General features: G+C 37.4%; 16 protein-coding genes. 6 read left to right on the top strand and 10 right to left on the bottom strand.

From position 1 onward, the window contains the following. Nucleotides 1-191: 191 nt before the first annotated feature. A complete protein-coding gene (gene pckA / locus ACE1ET_RS01910; RefSeq protein WP_375726665.1) occupies nt 192-1,799 on the top strand; it encodes a phosphoenolpyruvate carboxykinase (ATP) in 1,608 nt (535 codons plus the stop codon). Between the two features lie 86 nt (nt 1,800-1,885). On the opposite strand, the gene ACE1ET_RS01905 is transcribed toward pckA, so the two are convergent. Continuing rightward, the gene (locus tag ACE1ET_RS01905; protein ID WP_375726664.1) at nt 1,886-4,006 is read right to left on the bottom strand and encodes an FUSC family membrane protein; all 2,121 of its coding nucleotides are present in this window, start codon (nt 4,004-4,006) and stop codon (nt 1,886-1,888) included. Between the two features lie 186 nt (nt 4,007-4,192). Here ACE1ET_RS01905 and ACE1ET_RS01900 point away from each other — a divergent pair, with 186 nt between their 5' ends. The 3 genes from ACE1ET_RS01900 to ACE1ET_RS01890 all read left to right on the top strand — a co-directional run bounded on the left by ACE1ET_RS01900 (nt 4,193) and on the right by ACE1ET_RS01890 (nt 6,275). Next, nucleotides 4,193-4,714: a hypothetical protein gene (locus ACE1ET_RS01900; RefSeq protein WP_375726663.1), complete on the top strand. Its 522-nt coding sequence runs from the start codon at nt 4,193-4,195 to the stop codon at nt 4,712-4,714. After that, nucleotides 4,698-5,246 carry a peptidase gene (locus ACE1ET_RS01895; protein WP_375726662.1) on the top strand — a complete coding sequence of 183 codons (549 nt, stop codon included), beginning with the start codon at nt 4,698-4,700 and terminating at the stop codon, nt 5,244-5,246. The genes ACE1ET_RS01900 and ACE1ET_RS01895 overlap by 17 nt, the downstream gene beginning before the upstream one ends. 234 nt (nt 5,247-5,480) lie before the next feature. Beyond that, on the top strand, nt 5,481-6,275 hold the full coding sequence (locus ACE1ET_RS01890; RefSeq protein WP_375726661.1) for a dienelactone hydrolase family protein: 795 nt from the start codon (nt 5,481-5,483) through the stop codon (nt 6,273-6,275). Between the two features lie 9 nt (nt 6,276-6,284). Here ACE1ET_RS01890 and ACE1ET_RS01885 read toward each other — a convergent pair whose 3' ends face one another. Next, nucleotides 6,285-7,148: a TraB/GumN family protein gene (locus tag ACE1ET_RS01885; protein WP_375726660.1), complete on the bottom strand. Its 864-nt coding sequence runs from the start codon at nt 7,146-7,148 to the stop codon at nt 6,285-6,287. A gap of 498 nt (nt 7,149-7,646) precedes the next feature. Here ACE1ET_RS01885 and ACE1ET_RS01880 point away from each other — a divergent pair, with 498 nt between their 5' ends. Together ACE1ET_RS01880 and nifJ are read left to right on the top strand one after the other, a co-directional pair. Continuing rightward, nucleotides 7,647-8,825, top strand: coding sequence for an ATP-binding protein (locus ACE1ET_RS01880; protein WP_375726659.1), 1,179 nt, complete (start codon nt 7,647-7,649; stop codon nt 8,823-8,825). 41 nt (nt 8,826-8,866) lie between these two features. Further along, entirely contained in the window at nt 8,867-12,421 is a 3,555-nt protein-coding gene (gene nifJ, locus ACE1ET_RS01875; RefSeq protein WP_375726658.1) for a pyruvate:ferredoxin (flavodoxin) oxidoreductase, read from the top strand. Nucleotides 12,422-12,499: 78 nt separating this feature from the next. Here nifJ and ACE1ET_RS01870 read toward each other — a convergent pair whose 3' ends face one another. The 8 genes from ACE1ET_RS01870 to ACE1ET_RS01835 all read right to left on the bottom strand — a co-directional run bounded on the left by ACE1ET_RS01870 (nt 12,500) and on the right by ACE1ET_RS01835 (nt 18,488). Then, a complete protein-coding gene (locus ACE1ET_RS01870) occupies nt 12,500-12,670 on the bottom strand; it encodes a DUF2059 domain-containing protein (protein ID WP_375726657.1) in 171 nt (56 codons plus the stop codon). Nucleotides 12,671-12,676: 6 nt separating this feature from the next. Further along, nucleotides 12,677-12,850: a hypothetical protein gene (locus ACE1ET_RS01865; protein WP_375726656.1), complete on the bottom strand. Its 174-nt coding sequence runs from the start codon at nt 12,848-12,850 to the stop codon at nt 12,677-12,679. Between the two features lie 101 nt (nt 12,851-12,951). Then, nucleotides 12,952-14,082 (bottom strand): aminotransferase class I/II-fold pyridoxal phosphate-dependent enzyme, encoded by a 1,131-nt coding sequence (locus ACE1ET_RS01860; RefSeq protein ID WP_375726655.1) that lies wholly within the window; start codon nt 14,080-14,082, stop codon nt 12,952-12,954. Further along, on the bottom strand, nt 14,083-14,664 hold the full coding sequence (locus ACE1ET_RS01855; protein ID WP_375726654.1) for a sugar transferase: 582 nt from the start codon (nt 14,662-14,664) through the stop codon (nt 14,083-14,085). Continuing rightward, nucleotides 14,664-15,161, bottom strand: a complete 498-nt coding sequence (locus tag ACE1ET_RS01850) for a hypothetical protein (RefSeq protein WP_375726653.1) — start codon at nt 15,159-15,161, stop codon at nt 14,664-14,666. Before ACE1ET_RS01850 ends, ACE1ET_RS01855 begins: the two co-directional genes overlap by 1 nt. Beyond that, nucleotides 15,154-15,972: a hypothetical protein gene (locus ACE1ET_RS01845; protein ID WP_375726652.1), complete on the bottom strand. Its 819-nt coding sequence runs from the start codon at nt 15,970-15,972 to the stop codon at nt 15,154-15,156. The genes ACE1ET_RS01850 and ACE1ET_RS01845 overlap by 8 nt, the downstream gene beginning before the upstream one ends. Nucleotides 15,973-15,987: 15 nt before the next feature. Further along, nucleotides 15,988-16,743: a glycosyltransferase family 2 protein gene (locus tag ACE1ET_RS01840; RefSeq protein WP_375726651.1), complete on the bottom strand. Its 756-nt coding sequence runs from the start codon at nt 16,741-16,743 to the stop codon at nt 15,988-15,990. Next, nucleotides 16,740-18,488 (bottom strand): O-antigen ligase family protein, encoded by a 1,749-nt coding sequence (locus ACE1ET_RS01835; protein ID WP_375726650.1) that lies wholly within the window; start codon nt 18,486-18,488, stop codon nt 16,740-16,742. Before ACE1ET_RS01835 ends, ACE1ET_RS01840 begins: the two co-directional genes overlap by 4 nt. Nucleotides 18,489-18,508 lie beyond the last annotated feature (20 nt).

Here is an 18,508-nt window from a genome sequence, read left to right as displayed (position 1 = left end):
TATTTTTGTGTGACCTTAAAAAAACTGTTCGAACCATAAGGTCCTCATTATTCATACGAATTTTAAATAAAGCAAAAAGATTAAAGAAATATTTCCATAATTAAAATATTTTCTATTTTTGTAACCGCTCAAACAGGGCGTATTTTATAACCGGATAGAACAATTATTAACATAAAAAACGATTAAGAGCTATGGCAAATTTAGATTTAAGCAAGTACGGCATCCTGGACGTCAAGGAGATCGTCCATAATCCATCGTACGAGCAGTTGTTTGAAGAAGAGATGAAACCGGGTCTGGAAGGATTTGAAAAAGGTCAGCTTACAGAACTGGATGCGGTGAATGTGATGACCGGTATCTTCACCGGACGTTCTCCTAAGGATAAATACATTGTAAAAGATGCAACAACAGAAGATACCATGTGGTGGACTACTCCCGGATCTCCTAACGATAACAAACCTGTTTCTACAGAGGTATGGAACGATCTTAAAAAAACAACTGTTGAGCAGCTCTCCGGTAAGAAATTATTCGTAATGGATACATTCTGTGGAGCAAACGCAGATTCAAGATTAAAAGTACGCTTTATAATGGAAGTTGCATGGCAGGCACACTTCGTAAAAAATATGTTCATTCGTCCTACAGAAGAAGAACTGGCCAACTATGGTGAACCTGATTTTGTATCGATGAATGCCTCTAAAACCACTAATACAAAGTGGAAAGAGCACGGATTAAATTCAGAAGTATATACTGTATTTAACCTTTCGGAAAAAATGCAGGTTATCGGCGGTTCATGGTATGGTGGTGAAATGAAGAAAGGTATGTTTGCCATGATGAACTATTACCTGCCGTTAAACGGTATGGCTTCGATGCACTGTTCTGCCAATAAAGGTAAAGATGGTGACGTAGCTATTTTCTTCGGTTTATCAGGAACCGGAAAAACAACACTTTCCACAGATCCAAAGCGTGAGCTTATCGGTGATGACGAGCATGGTTGGGACGATGACGGTATCTTCAACTTTGAAGGTGGATGTTATGCCAAAACAATTAATCTTGATCCTGAAGCTGAACCGGATATTTATGGTGCAATCAAAAGAAATGCACTGCTTGAGAATGTGACGGTAGATGAAGCTGGTAAGATCGATTTTAACGATGGATCTGTAACACAGAATACACGTGTTTCCTATCCGATTTACCATATCAACAATATTGTTAAGCCGGTATCAAAAGCAGGACACGCCAACAAGGTAATTTTCTTGTCTGCAGATGCATTCGGTGTATTACCTCCAGTTTCAAAACTGACCAAAGAACAGACAAAATACCATTTTCTTTCAGGATTTACAGCTAAACTGGCTGGTACTGAGCGCGGTGTTACATCTCCTCAGCCTACCTTCTCAGCTTGTTTCGGTGCTGCTTTCCTTTCACTTCACCCAACTAAATACGGTGAGGAACTCGTTAAAAAGATGGAAGAACACGGAGCAGAAGCTTACCTGGTAAACACAGGATGGAATGGAACAGGAAAACGTATCTCTATTAAAGATACACGTGGTATCATTGATGCTATTCTTGACGGTTCTATCGAAAAAGCAGAAACAAAAACAATTCCTATTTTCAATCTGGAAGTACCAACGGCATTACACGATGTTGATCCTAATATTCTGGATCCCCGCGATACATATGCTGATCCTAAAGAATGGGAAGAAAAAGCTAAAGATCTTGGCTCACGCTTTATCAAGAACTTTGTTAAATACACAGATAACGAAGAAGGTAAAGCATTGGTTGCTGCAGGTCCTCAACTTGACTAATTCCAAACAACACCATAAGAAAAAACCTTCCGGCTTTCGGGAGGTTTTTTTATGCTCTCAAGTTTAGCAATAAGTTTTTAACCCTACTACGCCTGAATTTCACGGACAATTTTATCGGTGGTGCCTGCAATGTTATACAGCAACCTCAATCGCTGTTTTTGCAGCCCAGACTCAGAAGCAGACAACTGCTCTTGCAAATCGTTTAACAGAACTGTAAGATCAGAAGCAAATCCCAGTTGTTCCGTTTCAGAATAATGGCCTGCCTCCTTTAAACCTTCCATCACCCGGTTACTTACTGTTCTTATTTCATTTAAATCGGGCGTACTGGTCTCTCTGTGTGCTCCGAGTGCTGAAATATGCGATAACAACGCATGATTAAGGTAAGTAAGGGTAAAAGCCTGCTGCATGGACATTTGTTTGCTTTTGGGTTCAAGACGCATGCTGTTCCAGGCCAGTGCCAGCTCATTGTCTGCCAGATGTGCCTCTCGTCGCGCTATTCGGTATTCCAGATCGTCCTCAGTATGTACATTATATTCATTTGTAATTGCCCGAAGGTAATCCATATTTTTCAGCAAGGCTTTGGAAATCAGGCCCGGCATGCGCCTGAATTGCCATCCCGGCCAAAGTAGCCGTATAACGATAAATGCTATAGATGCACCGATTACGGTGTCAATTAAACGTGGAACCATAATATGCAGTCCGGCATCTTTCGAAATCAGGTTAAATGCACTGATCACAAATGTGGTTATGAAAACAACTGCCACAGAATACCTGCTTCTGACCCAATAGAAGAATGCAAAAGCTGAACCAAGCATCATCAGCACCTGTGCGGCTGTATTGGTAAAAACCTGAAGCAATATCACACCCAATACAACACCACTGGCTGTTCCGAGTAAACGCTGAAATAAACGACGGCGCGTTTCACTATAGGTTATCTGGCTTACAAACAAACTGGTCAGCATGACCCAGGCTCCCTTATCCAGTTGAAAATATCGCTCAATAAAAAACCCAATCAGAAAACTCATGCTTAGTCGGATAGCATAACGCATGCGGGGATGTTCAAAAGTCAGAAGCGCTTTAAACCGTTGGAATGGATTCCTTTCATCTTTTCTCAACCGGGGAACCGCACTACCCTCTTCAGCGTTATCGAGGTATTTTAATGCCTGTTGGGAACGATCAAGGTTATGATGCAACAGGAGAAGTGCCTGAGCCTTCTCTGCATCCATTGTTTTTAGTTTTTCATCGATGGCTTTTGAGATCAGTTCCAAGGCAAGCGGATGTTGATAATTCGTGCCGGTGAGCATTTTTTCACCAACCTGCCTTGTAGCATACGACAACTGCCGCAGCATCTCTCCCATGGCACTCATCACCTCCGAACTTCCGGCTTCACCACTTAATTTGTCATGCTTTTCATGGCTTGAGGCAGCACGCTCATGCAGGCTCTGCAACACCATAAAACGCTGGAGATAAGGACGAAGTTGCTCCGGTCTTTTTAGTTCTCTGTCATAACTGTTCAGCACATCCTTGATTTTTTCAAGCGAATTAACCACGTTGATATTCAATAGTGCCAGTTCCTGGTTTATAGGCTGCTGGTCTTTTATATTACTCGGAAATAACCCTGATTTCTTTTCCAGGTAAGCCGAAAGATTAATAAATCCGTTGGACATCTGTTCATCGAGTAGTCGAAAAGGTTTTCGGTACATCAGGATGAGTGTTAACAGGCCATGGAATAATGCTCCTGCTGGAAGCAATACTGCCTGCCAGTACCAGGCGGGACTTATTTCAATTCCCAACATCGCATAAATACCGATAAGTATTGATCCGAATGTGATTGCCCGGTATCGTTCTCCGGTTCCTCCCAGAAGAATAAATAAAATGGTAGACAAAATAAATCCTGCACCTAACCAGAAAGGATGATTGTTCAAAAGACCAACGGCAAAACTTGAAACGAAAAAGCTTATAACGGTCAGAGATAGTGCTTTTATACGTCCCCTCGGATGATCATCCGTTTCTGAAAGACCTGCTGCCAATGCCCCTAAAGCCAGTGTAACACCATAAAATGGCTTCCCTGCAATGATAAAAGGAATTGACAGCAATGCCATGGAAACTGTCATCCTGAGTGCAAACAACCTGCCGGGTGAACTGTTGAAAGCCAGTGTCAGTTTCAAAAGTGCTGAAGATAGTTTGTTTGTTTTGCCTGCTATCATTTCATTATTTAATGTTAGTGCAAATGTAATCCAAACCAGCCTTAATTGTAAATCTCCGGTACAGAGATTAATACTTTCCGAATGTTCAGATTAATGATCTTTTAGTGTCAGGTTTTCAATTGCGGAATATGATGCTGCTATATCAAAAGGTTTTACTATTTTCGTCCCTGAATAAAATTTTACACCATGTACAAAAAGACCTTTATTTTAACCCTTTTGGCTGTTGCTTTGTTTGCGTGCAACACTAAAACCAAAGAATCCAAAGCTGAAGCTGAAGTTAAAACAGTAAATGTAAATGAACTGATTGGTTCACTGGATCAAAATGTCGATAAAGTCGTAATTGTTTCAGGTACTGTTGACCATGTATGCTCACATTCCGGCCGCAGAGCTTTTCTTATTGATTCCACAGGAGAACAATCAATCCGCATAGAAGCTGCAGGTGATATTGAAAGTTTCGGCAAGGAACTGGTGGGATCCAACCTTAAGGTTAAATGTATCATTAAAGAAGACCGCTTAACTGCAGACGATATTCAACAAAAAGAAGCTGCTGTACTGGAAAAACATCCGGAAGATGCAGAAGCTGATGGAGAAAACTGCAGCATTGAGATGCAGAATATCAACCAGATGCGTCAGTGGATGAAAGATAACGGCAAAGATTATTACGCCACCTATTATGCCGAAGGTATTTCGTATGAAGTGGCTGACTAATAAATGGATCAGAAAATGGCTCAGAATCCTTCACCGCGATCTGGGTTATTTTCTGGTCGGAATTACAATTGTTTACAGTGTATCGGGCATTATCCTGAACCATAAAAAGCAGGGCGTTGATCCGGCCTATAAGACCGTTTTAGTACAGGATAAGTTTGAAAACTCATTAACTGTTGACCGTTTTACCGCCAATTTTGGGAAAAGCTATCCTGAATACACAATTAATAAGGTATTACCGCAGGAAACAGGATATCAGTTATTTTTAAAAGGAGGTGTTGGGTTTTACAATTACCAAAGTGGAGAACTCTGGTTTGAATTTTACAAGAAAAAACCTGTTATTTTCTTTTTTAATAAACTGCATTACAATCAAAAAAAATTCTGGACTACACCGTCTGATATTTTTGCCGGCGCCCTTATTTTTCTGGCGCTATCAGGTCTGATTATGGTACGCGGCAAAAATGGATTTGCCAGACGAGGCGCCTGGTTTGCTCTGGCAGGTATTCTGTTTGTGGTCGTTTATATCTGGCTCTGATATGTGTTGAATTTCAATGATGCTTTGATTTTCTGATTATACCTTTTCAATCAACCATTCTGTCTAAATATTTGTTATAAAGTAAATTGAATTGGTATGAAACGAGCATGAACTTTTTTAATCAAAAATTCGACAAATAAGCATGATTAAAATAAGTTCATGTGAGAGCAGAGCGGTTATATCCGTTCTCAAATTTTAAAGTATTATTTTCCCAAACTTGAAAATTTTAAACGGATGAAACGAATATTTCTTCTATTATTGGCGTCATTTTCCTTGTTAACGATACAAGCCCAGGATTTTGCAGTGAAGGAACTGAATGCATCACCAAGGCATCAGGAATGGATAAAGGTCAAATCAGGTGACCGTGACGTGAACTGTTTTGTTGTTTATCCTGAAACATCAAAAAAAGCCACCGTCGTTATTGCCATTCATGAAAACCGTGGTTTAACGGACTGGGTACGTAGCTTTGCAGATCAGCTTGCCGGAAAGGGATTTATTGTGATAGCACCGGATCTGCTGTCTGATTTTGGTCCTTACCTCAGCAGAACGTCTGACTTCAAATCCTCTGATGAAGCCAGGAACGCTATTTATGCACTAACACCTGATCAGGTAATGAATGATCTGAATGCGGTACAAAATTATGCATCACAAATCCCAGCAGGAAACGGAAAGACTTCTGTTATTGGTTTTTGCTGGGGCGGAACTCAGAGCTTCAGAATGGCAACGTACAATCATGATATTAAAGCAGCCCTGGTATTTTACGGAAGTGCACCGGACAAAAAAGGTATTAAACAAATTGCTGCTCCGATTTATGGATTTTATGGTGGAAACGATCAACGCATCAATGCAGGGATTCCTGAAACTGAGAAATTAATGAAGGAAGCTGGAAAAAGCTATGACTATGTGATTTACGAAGGAGCCGGTCATGCCTATATGCGTCAGGGAGATGACCCGAAAGGATCTGCAGAAAACAAAACAGCCAGAGATAAATCGTGGGAACGTCTGCTTAAAATATTAAAAGCAACATAGAAACTCCGCTTACTGAGCTACAGGTTCAACAGTATAGCCCTGTTCTCTTAAAAGGTTTATCACCCCTTCCTTTCCGGGCAAATGAGCTGCACCAACAGCGATAAATGAACAATGCTGACTTATCTGGTAAACAATTTTTGGAATCCAGTCAGCATTACGGTCAACCAGAAACTTTTTCATGAAAGTCTGCATCTCCTTATCCTGTTCGGCTTCTTCTTCCGACTGATCATAAATGGCATCGAGATCCTGCTTCCTGTATAAGTTGATCAGTTCGTATAACTCTGACATTTCTGTAACATCCAGAAAATACTCAACCTGCGTTTCAAAAGGCATATCACTGACAAGGCTTAACTGGAAAGCCATTGTTTCCAGTTCAGTAATTTCCTTTTTATTCTTTTTAGCCAGCTTATAAAACTCCTGCTCATACATTTTATATTTACCAATATATTTTGCTGTAAATAGAGAATTTAAAGCAAAAGGAGTTAACCGGTTATATTTCTTCATAAATTTCCTTTCCTTAATTCTTAACGTGTCCCTGGCAAAATCAACCAATGCTGTAAACTCATCCCTGTTCATAAGTTGTTCCAGGGTAGATCCATTTTTAAGGTACATTTTAGAAGCTAAACTCAGTTTTTCTGAAAATGAAAGATCAAACATATTGACTTCAAATGTTATCACATCGCAGCTCTCAATCAGCTCTTTTGTTTTATTCGAAATATTAAACAGTTTTTTAGGCATTATATGCATAGTGCCAAACAAATAAGACGGTTGCTCCAAACCGTTTCCACTAATTTTCCATAAGGTGCTGTTGTATTCCTGTCCCGAAACACTTATACCTACAAAAACTAAAAGGAGTAAAACTAATTTTTTCATTTATTGGAATTTATAATTTAGCATCATTGTTGTCCTAGTAAAAAATCAATATACATATAAATTCTTCGCTTCATTTTATTACGCTCAGAATGACAGTCTATTAGGTTCAAAAGGGGCTGAAGGATGGGTTGATTTGCGACTGATTCGCAAATCAACCCATCCTTCAGCTCAAAAGCCCTCCAATACCTGTCTTTCCGAGTGAAGCGAGGAATCATAGAAGTGCTACCCGTACAACAGTAATTTAGAATCATGAACAAGGAGCCAAGACATAAGATTTTAATTTATGGACATAAAGATATCAAATATTACATTTCAGGAATACCTGAATACTTTCGATTATTCCTGAATTGTACAGTATAAAACACATTTTAACATATACACCTTCCATATTGTGTTTATTTTTATCAAATATAAATTACAGTTTTGCATAAAAATTGCAATCTCTACTTTACAATTATGCCATTTAAATCCATACTTTTGCAGTGCAATTTTTAAAACGTGGACGCATTTTACAGAACACACCGGTATTTGGTTGAAAATCTTGACTATCATGTCGAGAGGCTTCTCATGCAGGAAATAGATTGGTCGCAACCTTTAATCGGAATTAAAGGAAGTCGTGGCGTTGGAAAAACCTCTTTTTTGCTGGCACATGCCCGCCAATATCTGAACGACGAGCGTTCATGTCTTTATATTAATCTCAACAGTTTTTATTTCACTCAGCGCTCGCTTATTAATTTCGCCGATGAGTTTTACAAAAAAGGCGGACGAATATTATTAATAGATCAGGTTTACAAATATCCGGAATGGTCGCATGAACTTCGGTTCATTAATGAAAACTATCCGAAATTAAAAGTTGTGTTTACCGGTTCAAGTGTCATGCGCCTGAAAGAAGAAAATCCAGACCTGTATGGTAAAGTTGCTTCGTACAATTTACGTGGATTTTCGTTCAGAGAATATATAAATGAAAAAACAGGACTTGGATTTCCGGCATTCGATCTGCAAGCTATTTTAAAGGATCACAAACAGTTATCAAAAGAAATTACTTCAAAAGTAAGGCCTCTCGCCTACTTCCAGGATTATTTACATCATGGTTACTATCCGTTCTACCTTGAAAAAAGCAATTTTTCGGAGAACCTTCTGAAAACTATGAATATGATGCTGGAGATTGATATCACACTTTTGAAGCAGATTGAACTGAAATATCTGCCTAAATTACGGCAGTTACTCTATTTAATATCACAGGATGCACCTGCAACACCCAATGTAAGTAAGCTGAGCACACAGATTAAAACATCCCGAGCAACCGTAAGCAATTACATTAAGTATTTAAAGGATGCACGTATGGTAAACCTTCTCTATCCTATAAATGAGGATTATCCGAAAAAGCCGGATAAGGTTTACCTGCACAATACGAATCTGGCATTTGCAATTGACAGGGATTATTCGAACCCGCAAATCCTGAATGAAACTTTCCTGTACAACATGCTTCACAAGGATCATAAAATCAACAGCGGTACGTTAAAGAATCCATTTATTGTAGATCAGAAAATTAATTTTGATGTATCTCAGGATGCTAAAGGGTCTGGTAAAAACAGTGATATTATTTACGCGGTGGATATGATAGAAAAAGGAAATGAGAATATCGTTCCATTGTGGTTATTTGGATTTTTATACTAATAAAAATAAACAGAACATATAAACTTTTAAAATTTGTAGAAATGGCAAAGAACAAAAAATTCTTAACATGTGACGGTAACCATGCCGCTGCTCACATCGCTTACATGTTCAGCGAGGTAGCTGCTATTTACCCGATCACCCCATCTTCTAACATGGCCGAAAACGTTGACGAATGGGCCGCGAACGGAAGAAAAAACATTTTTGGGGAAACTGTACGTGTCGAAGAAATGCAGTCTGAAGCCGGTGCTGCAGGTGCAGTGCACGGATCTTTACAGGCAGGTGCTTTAACTTCAACTTTTACAGCTTCTCAGGGACTGTTGCTTATGGTTCCTAATATGTACAAAATTGCCGGTGAACTTTTACCGGGCGTATTCCATGTATCAGCCCGTTCATTGGCAGCTCAGGCATTGTCAATTTTTGGTGATCATCAGGATGTTATGGCAACACGCCAGACTGGTTTTGCCATGCTGGCAACCGGTTCGGTACAGGAAGTTATGGATCTGGCCGGTGTGGCTCACTTAGCTTCTATCAAAACCAGAATTCCTTTCCTTCACTTCTTTGATGGATTCCGTACTTCACACGAAATTCAGAAAATTGAAGCCCTGAGTAACGAAGATCTCGCCCCACTCCTTGATCAGAAAGCTCTCCAGGCATTCCGTGACGGTGCTTTAAATCCTGAGAATCCTGTAACAAGAGGTACAGCTGAAAACCCGGATATTTATTTCCAGGCACGTGAAGCTTGTAACCCATTTTACATTGCTGTTCCAGATATCGTTGAAGATTACATGGGAAAAATCAGCAAAATCACGGGACGCGAATACCATTTGTTTGATTATTACGGTGCCAAAGATGCAGAGAATGTAATCGTGGCTATGGGTTCAGTAACAGAAACCATTCGTGAAACAGTTGATTATCTTGTTGCTAAAGGTGAAAAAGTCGGATTGATTGCCGTTCATTTGTACCGTCCGTTCTCAGCCAAACATTTCATGAATGCGTTCCCTAAAAGCTGTAAGCGTATTGCAGTTCTGGATCGTACTAAAGAACCGGGATCAGAAGGTGAGCCATTATACCTTGACATTAAGAATCTGTTCTACGGAAAAGAAAATGCTCCGGTTGTTGTTGGTGGTCGTTACGGTCTTTCTTCAAAAGAAACAACGCCGGCATCTATCTTAGCCGTATACGAAAACCTTAAAATGACTGAACCTAAAAATCAGTTCACTGTAGGTATTGTTGACGACGTAACTTTTACTTCTCTTCCAATGGGAAAAGAAATTTCATTGGCGCCTAAAGGAACATTTGAAGGTAAATTCTACGGTTTAGGTTCAGACGGTACTGTTGGAGCCAACAAAAACTCTATTAAAATTATCGGTAACTCTACTGATAAATTCTGTCAGGCATATTTTGCATATGACTCAAAAAAATCAGGTGGTTTTACAACGTCTCACCTTCGTTTTGGTGATACACCGATCCGTTCAACTTACCTGGTTAATACGCCGGATTTTGTAGCTTGTCACGTTCCTGCCTATTTGGGTCAGTATGATATGCTGAAAGGATTGAAAGATGGAGGAACCTTCCTTTTGAATTCAATCTGGGATGAAGAAGAAACAAAAAAACATCTGCCAAACGACATTAAAAAATATATGGCAGATCATAACATCAGCTTTTATACCATTAATGCAACAGCTCTAGCTGAAGAAATTGGTTTGGGTAACCGTACCAACACTATCATGCAGAGTGCATTCTTTAAAATTGCCAATGTAATTCCTTACGATAAGGCAGTTGAAGAAATGAAGAAAATGATTGTAAAATCATTTGGTAAAAAAGGTGAGGATATTGTGAATATGAACTTTGCTGCAGTTGACGCAGGTGGAACGAACATCACAAAAATTGAGGTTCCTGCCGAATGGTCAAAACTGACTGTAACAAAAGAGAAAGATTCCCGCGATATACCGGATTTCATCAAAAACATTGTTGAGCCCATCAATGCTCAGAATGGTGACGATCTTCCTGTATCAGCGTTCAAAGGCTATGAAGACGGAACTTTCCCTGCCGGAACTGCTGCATATGAAAAACGCGGTATTGCGGTAAATGTTCCTGAATGGCAGATGGATAATTGTATTCAGTGTAACCAATGTGCTTATGTATGTCCTCACGCTGCTATCCGTCCGTTCTTACTGGATGAAAAAGAAATGGCTGATGCACCGGAAGGTCTGGGAGGTAAAAAAGCAAATGGAAAAGCACTGTTAGGATTACAGTACAGAATTCAGGTTACTGTACTTGACTGTACCGGTTGTGGTAACTGTGCTGATGTTTGTCCTTCAAAAGAGAAAGCTTTGATCATGAAGCCGCTTGAATCACAGCGCAAGGAACAGGACAACTGGGATTATCTGGTTAAAAACGTTACGATTAAGGATAACCTGCTTGATAAATATACCAACGTTAAAAACTCACAGTTTGCACAACCATTGTTTGAATTCTCAGGTGCATGTGCCGGTTGTGGTGAAACACCTTATATTAAACTGATCACACAGTTATACGGTGACCGCATGATGGTAGCAAATGCTACAGGTTGTTCTTCAATCTACGGTGGTTCTGCTCCTGCAACACCTTACTGTAAAAATGCTGAAGGTCAGGGACCAGCCTGGGCAAACTCATTGTTCGAAGATAATGCTGAGTATGGTTTAGGTATGGCAAAAGGTGTAAAACAATTGCGTAACCGCATTGAACGCCTGATGACAGAAAACCTTTACAATGTTAGCGAAACAACCAAAGAAGCTTTCAAAGCCTGGATTGAAGCCAAAGAAGACGGTGAAAAAACAAGGCTGGTTTCAAAAGCTGTAATTGATGCTCTGAAAAATGAAAAAGCTGATGTAGCCAAAGAAATTCTCGCTCTGGAGAAATACCTGGTAAAAAAATCAGTATGGATCTTCGGTGGTGACGGTTGGGCATACGATATCGGTTACGGAGGTTTGGATCACGTGATTGCAACCGGTGAAGATGTAAACATTCTTGTCATGGATACAGAAGTTTACTCAAATACAGGTGGTCAGTCATCCAAATCAACTCCTGTTGGTGCTGTAGCCAAATTCGCTGCTTCGGGTAAACGCATCCGTAAAAAAGACCTCGGTCTGATGGCAACAACTTATGGTTATGTTTACGTGGCCCAGGTTGCTATGGGTGCCAACCAGGCTCAGTATTTCAAAGCACTGAAAGAAGCTGAAGCATACCCGGGACCATCTTTGATCATTGCGTACTCACCATGTATCAACCACGGTCTGCGTAAAGGTATGGGTAAATCACAGGATGAAACCAAACTGGCTGTTGAAAGCGGTTACTGGCACTTGTGGCGGTTTAATCCACAGCTGGAAGAAGAAGGCAAGAATCCATTTGTTTTCGATAGCAAAGAACCACAATGGGATAAATTCCAGGACTTCCTGAAAGGTGAAGTTCGTTATACTGCACTACTTAAATCATTCCCTGAAGTTGCTCAGGAATTATTTAAAGCGGCAGAAGATAATGCAAAATGGCGTTACAATACGTATCAGCGTTTTGCAGCCATGGCTTATGCTCCTGAAGCTGAAGCAAAAGAAGAATAAGCTATCCATTTCTACAAATAAGAAAAGCCCTCCGTCAGCTGACGGAGGGCTTTTTATATCGTTAACTTTTTAAACCTGTTAGTAACCTTTTTCCTGTAGTATCGACTGTATCTTTACACCAAGTTTTGAACCCCAGTCAGCTCCAACCTCCATTGATTCCTTCATAATAGCCGGTGTATTTTGGGCATACTTTTTACCTACAGGTGATTTATAAAATCCAATGATACCTTCAAGATCAGAAAGTGTCATATACTTTTAATAAACAGGAACCAGCATTTCTACAAGATCATCCATAGAAGTTTTCAAAAATTCTGTTTCCATTGTCTCCCATACTTCAACAGGAAAAGTTGCACTTTGTTGACGATAAATCGCAATAATCTGATTAATAGCCACTTTAAACGTTTCCTCCGAACCGGAAAGAATCATCATTTCTTTTAAGGTTCCTTTATAACCTTAATTCTTTGCCTGAATAGCAGTAACCGAGAGCGAAATCAACAATAACAAGATAAGTTTTCTCATGATATAAATGTTTATTTAGTTAAGATTTGAATTGATTCTTTTATTCGTACTTTATCGTCACTATCCATATTACTACCTGACGGTAAACAAATTCCATGATTAAACAAATATTCTGAAACACCATTCAAATATGATGGATAATTACAAAATACCGGCTGAAGATGCATCGGCTTCCAGAGTGGTCTGGTTTCAATATTATGCTTATCCATTTCAGAGGCCAGATCATGATGAGAAAAACCTGTCTTTTCAGAATCAATAGTTAAGGTTGTCAGCCAAAAATTAGAAAAAAAACGGTTATCAGGTTCGTCAAGAAATTTGATACCGTTAGTATTCCTAAATAGCTCTTTATAAAAACTCTTATTCTGTCTTCTTTTCTTAACCCAACGATCCAGCACTTCCATCTGACCACGTCCAATGCCCGCCAGCACATTACTCATCCTGTAATTATAACCAATTTCTGAATGTTGGTAATGCGGAGCATTGTCTCTTGCCTGAGTAGCCAGAAACTTAGCCTTTTTAATCACATCAGCGTTGGAAGAGACCAATGCTCCACCTCCTGACGTTGTAATAATTTTATTACCATTGAATGAATATAATCCAACCTGACCAAATGTACCCAGTGCCTTTCCTTTGAATTTACTTCCCAAAGCTTCAGCAGCATCTTCAATCAATGGAATTTCATATAAATCACATATTCTTTTTATTTCATCAATTTTGGCAGGCATTCCATAAAGATGAACCAGTATCACTGCTTTAGGTTTATTCCCTTTTGATATTCTATCTTTAATAGCTGTTTCCAGTAATTCCGGATCCATGTTCCAGGTATCAGGTTCACTGTCAACAAAAACAGGAATGGCCTTAAGATAAATGATTGGATTAACAGACGCAGAAAAGGTAAAGGATGATACAATGACTTCATCATCCTGTTTTACTCCCAGAAGCATCAAGGCCAGATGAATGGCAGCAGTTCCACTGCTTAATACCACACAATTCCCGCATCCAGTGTAATCATTGATAGCCTTTTCAAAACCATCAACATTGGGCCCCAACGGTGCAATATAATTGATATCAAAAGCATCCTGGATATATTTTTGTTCGCTTCCCCCCATGTGAGGTGGAGATAAGAAAATTCGTTTAGTCATCTAATATAATCTGAAAATTGTTTGAAGCAATAATTTTATATCACCTATTACTGTATGATTATGATAGTAGTCCAGATTAATCCTGACCTTATCTGGATATATAACTTCATCATTATATTTAACCGGATCTTTCTGCATTGCTAAAATCTCCTCTTCATTTGAATACTTAATAGAAGCCGGACCTGTAATTCCTGGCCGAAGTTTCAATATCAGACGATCCTTACCTTTTAGTTTATCGGCATAACCAGGCACATCAGGTCTTGGGCCAACCAAACTCATGTCACCTTTTAAAACATTACAAAGTTCAGGTAATTCATCGATCTTATACTTCCTTAGTTTTGAACCTAACGGTGTAATCCGGGCTTCACCGGCAACAGAAATGCTACTATTATTATTATGGACAGACATTGTTCTGAATTTGTACATTACGAATAATTTAGCATTTTCACCTACCCTTTTCTGTTTAAAAATTGGTGATCCATCTGGCATTTTTACTTTAATCAAAATCCAAACACAAATTAAGACCGGCAAAAATATGAATAGTGCTAGAAACGATAGTACTATGTCAAAAAGGCGCTTCATTAAATGTTTGATTTAAAAAAATATCTACCTGTAATTTTTGTTTTAAACACATAACCTATTAAACTAAATCCCGCCTTTTCAATTCCTTTTTGTGACGCAATATTGTTAATCCCTGACATAATATATAATTTAGAGTAAATTCCTGAGAATTCCTTGATTATAAAAATAAGCGTTGCTGGATACAATGCCTTTCCTCTATGATTTGGAGATGTCCAACATGGTCCTATTTCTAAATCATGGGCATTCATAAATGGAAATTTAAAAAATTTTGGCAGGCATACAGAGGAATGTACGATTTCATTTTTATGTTGAACATATACAATAAAATATTTGCCAAATGTAAAGATATACCAAAACAAAAAAACATACTTATTACCTTCATGAAGCTTTAATTGAAATAACCTAGGCCTATAAACGAAATATTCATACCCATTGGGTAAATTAATATTAACTTGAGTATTTAAATCAGCCGCTTTATATAAATAATATTTATTCACAATAACTTCTTCTTATCTCTTCATGTTTTAATAATACTTTAATTTTTCTAGTCAACCTTTCCGGAAAAAGTCTTAAAAGTGTTCTTAATGGATATATTAGTTTTACCAATAAACCAATATCTTTCCTATAAACAATATTAAGCTTACAGTATGCTTTTCTGAATTTAAATTTATCAATCAAAAAATCCTGAATATTGGTATCATGGGAAAGAGAGCGTGCTCCATCACAAACATATTTAAGTTTACAATCATCAAGATAATATCTATTCATTTCATAAAACAATGCTTCACTTGGACGAAGCTTCAGAAATTCCGGATCAAATTTTGTTATCGATAAATTACAATAATCTTCATACAATTCGTTTTGACTATAAGCTATTATTTTCCCATTCAAATTATATACAGCGAAAAAATCATAATTATTCTTTTTTCTTAATGACATTTGAAAAATATCTTTACTCATTGGTTTTAAAAACGTATCGTACTTTTCAAAAGCCTTGATATATACCTGATAACCATTTTGTTCAATTTCTTCAATACTAACTTTTTTAACAATACAATTTTTAAGACCTTTCCGTACCTGATTTCTGGTTTTACTCGATAATTCTTCCAATCCTTTAAAACCATCTTTAATCACGAACCAAAACTCTCCTTTTCCATTATCCCACTCGGAGTAATATCTTAAAAAAAATGGTTTATATAATTTTAATAATCGTTTTTGTTCCCTCTTGTCAGGCAGGATACTGATATGAGGAGCAACTAAAGGAATTAATGTGCCCTGATATTTTATCCATTCCAATTTATCACTCATTTCTAATGAAAAAATTTATTCTTCCTTTAACCTAAATACTTTCAATATAATCCAACCTACCATTAAGTAAAGGCTTTTAATAATACTCAAATTTTCAATCTTACGAAATAAGATCCAGTGATACCTTAACATTGAATACTTGTTTCGGGAAATAGAATTATCCCTTATTCTATATTTAGTTAAAACTATATTAATCCCATAAATTAAGGGAGTTCTTTTTAAAATTTGTAGCCAGAGAGCGAAATCGTTATTCCTTTTGATATCTGGCACAGAAACTCCATTTAACAATTTGACATGGCATATAACTGTTGAATTTCCTATTGGACATGACTGCAATACTTGTTCATAATTTGACTTAGGTCTAACTTTAATAATAACACCTGTTTCCATTCCTAACTCATCAACCTCTTCATATTTAGTACAAGAAAAAGACAACTCATTCTCAATCATGAAGGATAGTTGTTTCTCAAGTTTCAGCGGAAACCAGATATCATCACTATCCAAAAATGCCACATATTCCCCTCTTACTTTTGATAAAGCCACATTCCTGGCGTTGGCTGCACCCTTATTTTGTTTCAACTCAAAAAATCGAATGCGAGAATCTACATCTGCATAACTTTGAATTACCTTAACAGAAGAATCACTAGAACAATCATCTACAATTATGAGTTCCCAATCAGTATAAGTTTGGACGAGCACAGATTTAATGGTTTCTCCAATAAACTTTTCACAGTTATATGATGGAGTAATAATTGAAACTAAATCATTCATTCGCTTTTCAAAAAAGTTATAGTTTGTGGATTAGAAAGATATAATGCATCTGAAATTTCTGATAATTCCTCTTTTTTAATTTCAAAATAATCGATTCGAAGGCCCAAAGTAGCGTTTTTTCTAAGTTCCATATCCTTTATTTCAAGCAATTCCCAATCACCATTATTATTATATTCATCCCAGCGCGTTTCTTCACCAAGTTCATCAACAAACAAACGTACAGAGGACACATTAGTCTTCTTAGGTAATCTTACCCAAACCTTACATGAATAAAGATATTCTTTATCTGGTTTTAATTTCTTGAAAGGTATAGAACCGAAGGCTCCATTACGAATTAAAATGTAATGTATATTTTTTAGTTCAACTTCCACAATACCATCAGGAACTATACATGAATCCTTCTCTTTTAAAACACTGTAGGGAATCTGCATGAATGTCTTTGGATTGTTAGATTCAAACTTTAATGTCTCTGTATAAGTAACAATAGCAATAAAACCAAATAATACAAAAAAGACAATTATAGGCTGAATTTTACAAATTACGGAAAACCGGTTACTTTCACTTTTATTAGATGCAAAAAACAACACTAATAACCAAAAGGCAAATGGAATAGTACCCATGTTTCGAACAAATAAACTTTCAAAAAATAAATTTATTCCAAAAACAATTAAAAGGGCCACTGCATAAGGGCGCTTAGCTCCTTTATAACTCAATAAGGAAAAAAGTATTATTACTAAAGCTATTACCGCAAATAAACCAGCTCCTAACCAGGTTTCCAGATATTGATTATGTGCATTATATTGATTCTCAAATCCCAATGAGAACCCTGAATGTTTAAACTGAAATAATAATTGATCTTTAGCGTCCCCTAAGCCATAACCAAATAACCATGCCCCTTTTAATTTTTCCATTGCAGCAGACCATATTGACAGTCTGGGATCTGCATGGACATCACCGCTCTGTAACGCTAATATTATGATTCGTTGAAAACGAGGTGTATAAACTACAGCCGTTAATGTAACCAACAATACTAAGACAATGATAGTATAAAAAACAGTTGGTTTTAGTCTTTTTTTTAGTAAAACTGATCCCAAAAAAAAATGTAAAACCAGAGTTGATAAAATAACCGCCCTAGCACCTGAAAATAAAATAAAGATACTTGCTAAAAACAGATAACAAATTGCTGTTATTTTTTGCAGTTTGTTCTGCTTACTATCCAAAACTGAATACCAGTATGGGAATGCCATCAAAACAGCAATTCCAATATAAGTACGATGCTCAATTACCTCAAAAAAATTAAGCGTAGAAATACCATAAATGGTTAGAGTACCTCTTAACTGACTAAAGACCAATTGGTAACTGATTCCAATTACAGCGACTAGCAAAAGGATACTTATGCCTAGTGCATAGAATTTACCAATAGCTTGTATGGAAATTTTCCTCTCACGTTTTAAAAATAATACTATAACAATTACAAAAACAAATGGAACAGATTTTTCAAATTGTTTAAAACCCCATGTTAAATTTGTGGAATAGGCAATAGAAAATAGTAATAATCCGATATAAATTAATAATCCCCAAAATGTCGAACCCTTACGAACTTTTATTTCATTTTTTGGAATAAAAAATACCAGAATTCCCAAAATAAAGAAAAGAAAATGGAATTGAGGAAAAGTAATAAATACTCCTATGATTAATAGTGGTATACTATAATTATTATTTAATAATTTAGAAACTAACAGCATTCTTCTATGGAACTAATCAT

The sequence above is a fragment of the Quyinboa mangrovi genome (genome assembly GCF_042219825.1).
In the GTDB taxonomy this organism is placed as follows: domain Bacteria; phylum Bacteroidota; class Bacteroidia; order Bacteroidales; family UBA5342; genus JBHJHP01.
Note: the sequence above shows the minus strand (reverse complement) of the source record. Positions and strands in the feature narration are given on the sequence as shown.

What these genes read in the sequence shown, in the direction of transcription:
- pckA (WP_375726665.1), top strand. Translation starts at nt 192, where the DNA reads ATGGCAAATTTAGATTTAAGCAAGTACGGCATCCTGGACGTCAAGGAG.
- ACE1ET_RS01905 (WP_375726664.1), bottom strand. Translation starts at nt 4,006, where the DNA reads ATGATAGCAGGCAAAACAAACAAACTATCTTCAGCACTTTTGAAACTG.
- ACE1ET_RS01900 (WP_375726663.1), top strand. Translation starts at nt 4,193, where the DNA reads ATGTACAAAAAGACCTTTATTTTAACCCTTTTGGCTGTTGCTTTGTTT.
- ACE1ET_RS01895 (WP_375726662.1), top strand. Translation starts at nt 4,698, where the DNA reads ATGAAGTGGCTGACTAATAAATGGATCAGAAAATGGCTCAGAATCCTT.
- ACE1ET_RS01890 (WP_375726661.1), top strand. Translation starts at nt 5,481, where the DNA reads ATGAAACGAATATTTCTTCTATTATTGGCGTCATTTTCCTTGTTAACG.
- ACE1ET_RS01885 (WP_375726660.1), bottom strand. Translation starts at nt 7,148, where the DNA reads ATGAAAAAATTAGTTTTACTCCTTTTAGTTTTTGTAGGTATAAGTGTT.
- nifJ (WP_375726658.1), top strand. Translation starts at nt 8,867, where the DNA reads ATGGCAAAGAACAAAAAATTCTTAACATGTGACGGTAACCATGCCGCT.
- ACE1ET_RS01870 (WP_375726657.1), bottom strand. Translation starts at nt 12,670, where the DNA reads ATGACACTTTCTGATCTTGAAGGTATCATTGGATTTTATAAATCACCT.
- ACE1ET_RS01865 (WP_375726656.1), bottom strand. Translation starts at nt 12,850, where the DNA reads ATGATGATTCTTTCCGGTTCGGAGGAAACGTTTAAAGTGGCTATTAAT.
- ACE1ET_RS01860 (WP_375726655.1), bottom strand. Translation starts at nt 14,082, where the DNA reads ATGACTAAACGAATTTTCTTATCTCCACCTCACATGGGGGGAAGCGAA.
- ACE1ET_RS01855 (WP_375726654.1), bottom strand. Translation starts at nt 14,664, where the DNA reads ATGAAGCGCCTTTTTGACATAGTACTATCGTTTCTAGCACTATTCATA.
- ACE1ET_RS01845 (WP_375726652.1), bottom strand. Translation starts at nt 15,972, where the DNA reads ATGAGTGATAAATTGGAATGGATAAAATATCAGGGCACATTAATTCCT.
- ACE1ET_RS01840 (WP_375726651.1), bottom strand. Translation starts at nt 16,743, where the DNA reads ATGAATGATTTAGTTTCAATTATTACTCCATCATATAACTGTGAAAAG.
- ACE1ET_RS01835 (WP_375726650.1), bottom strand. Translation starts at nt 18,488, where the DNA reads ATGCTGTTAGTTTCTAAATTATTAAATAATAATTATAGTATACCACTA.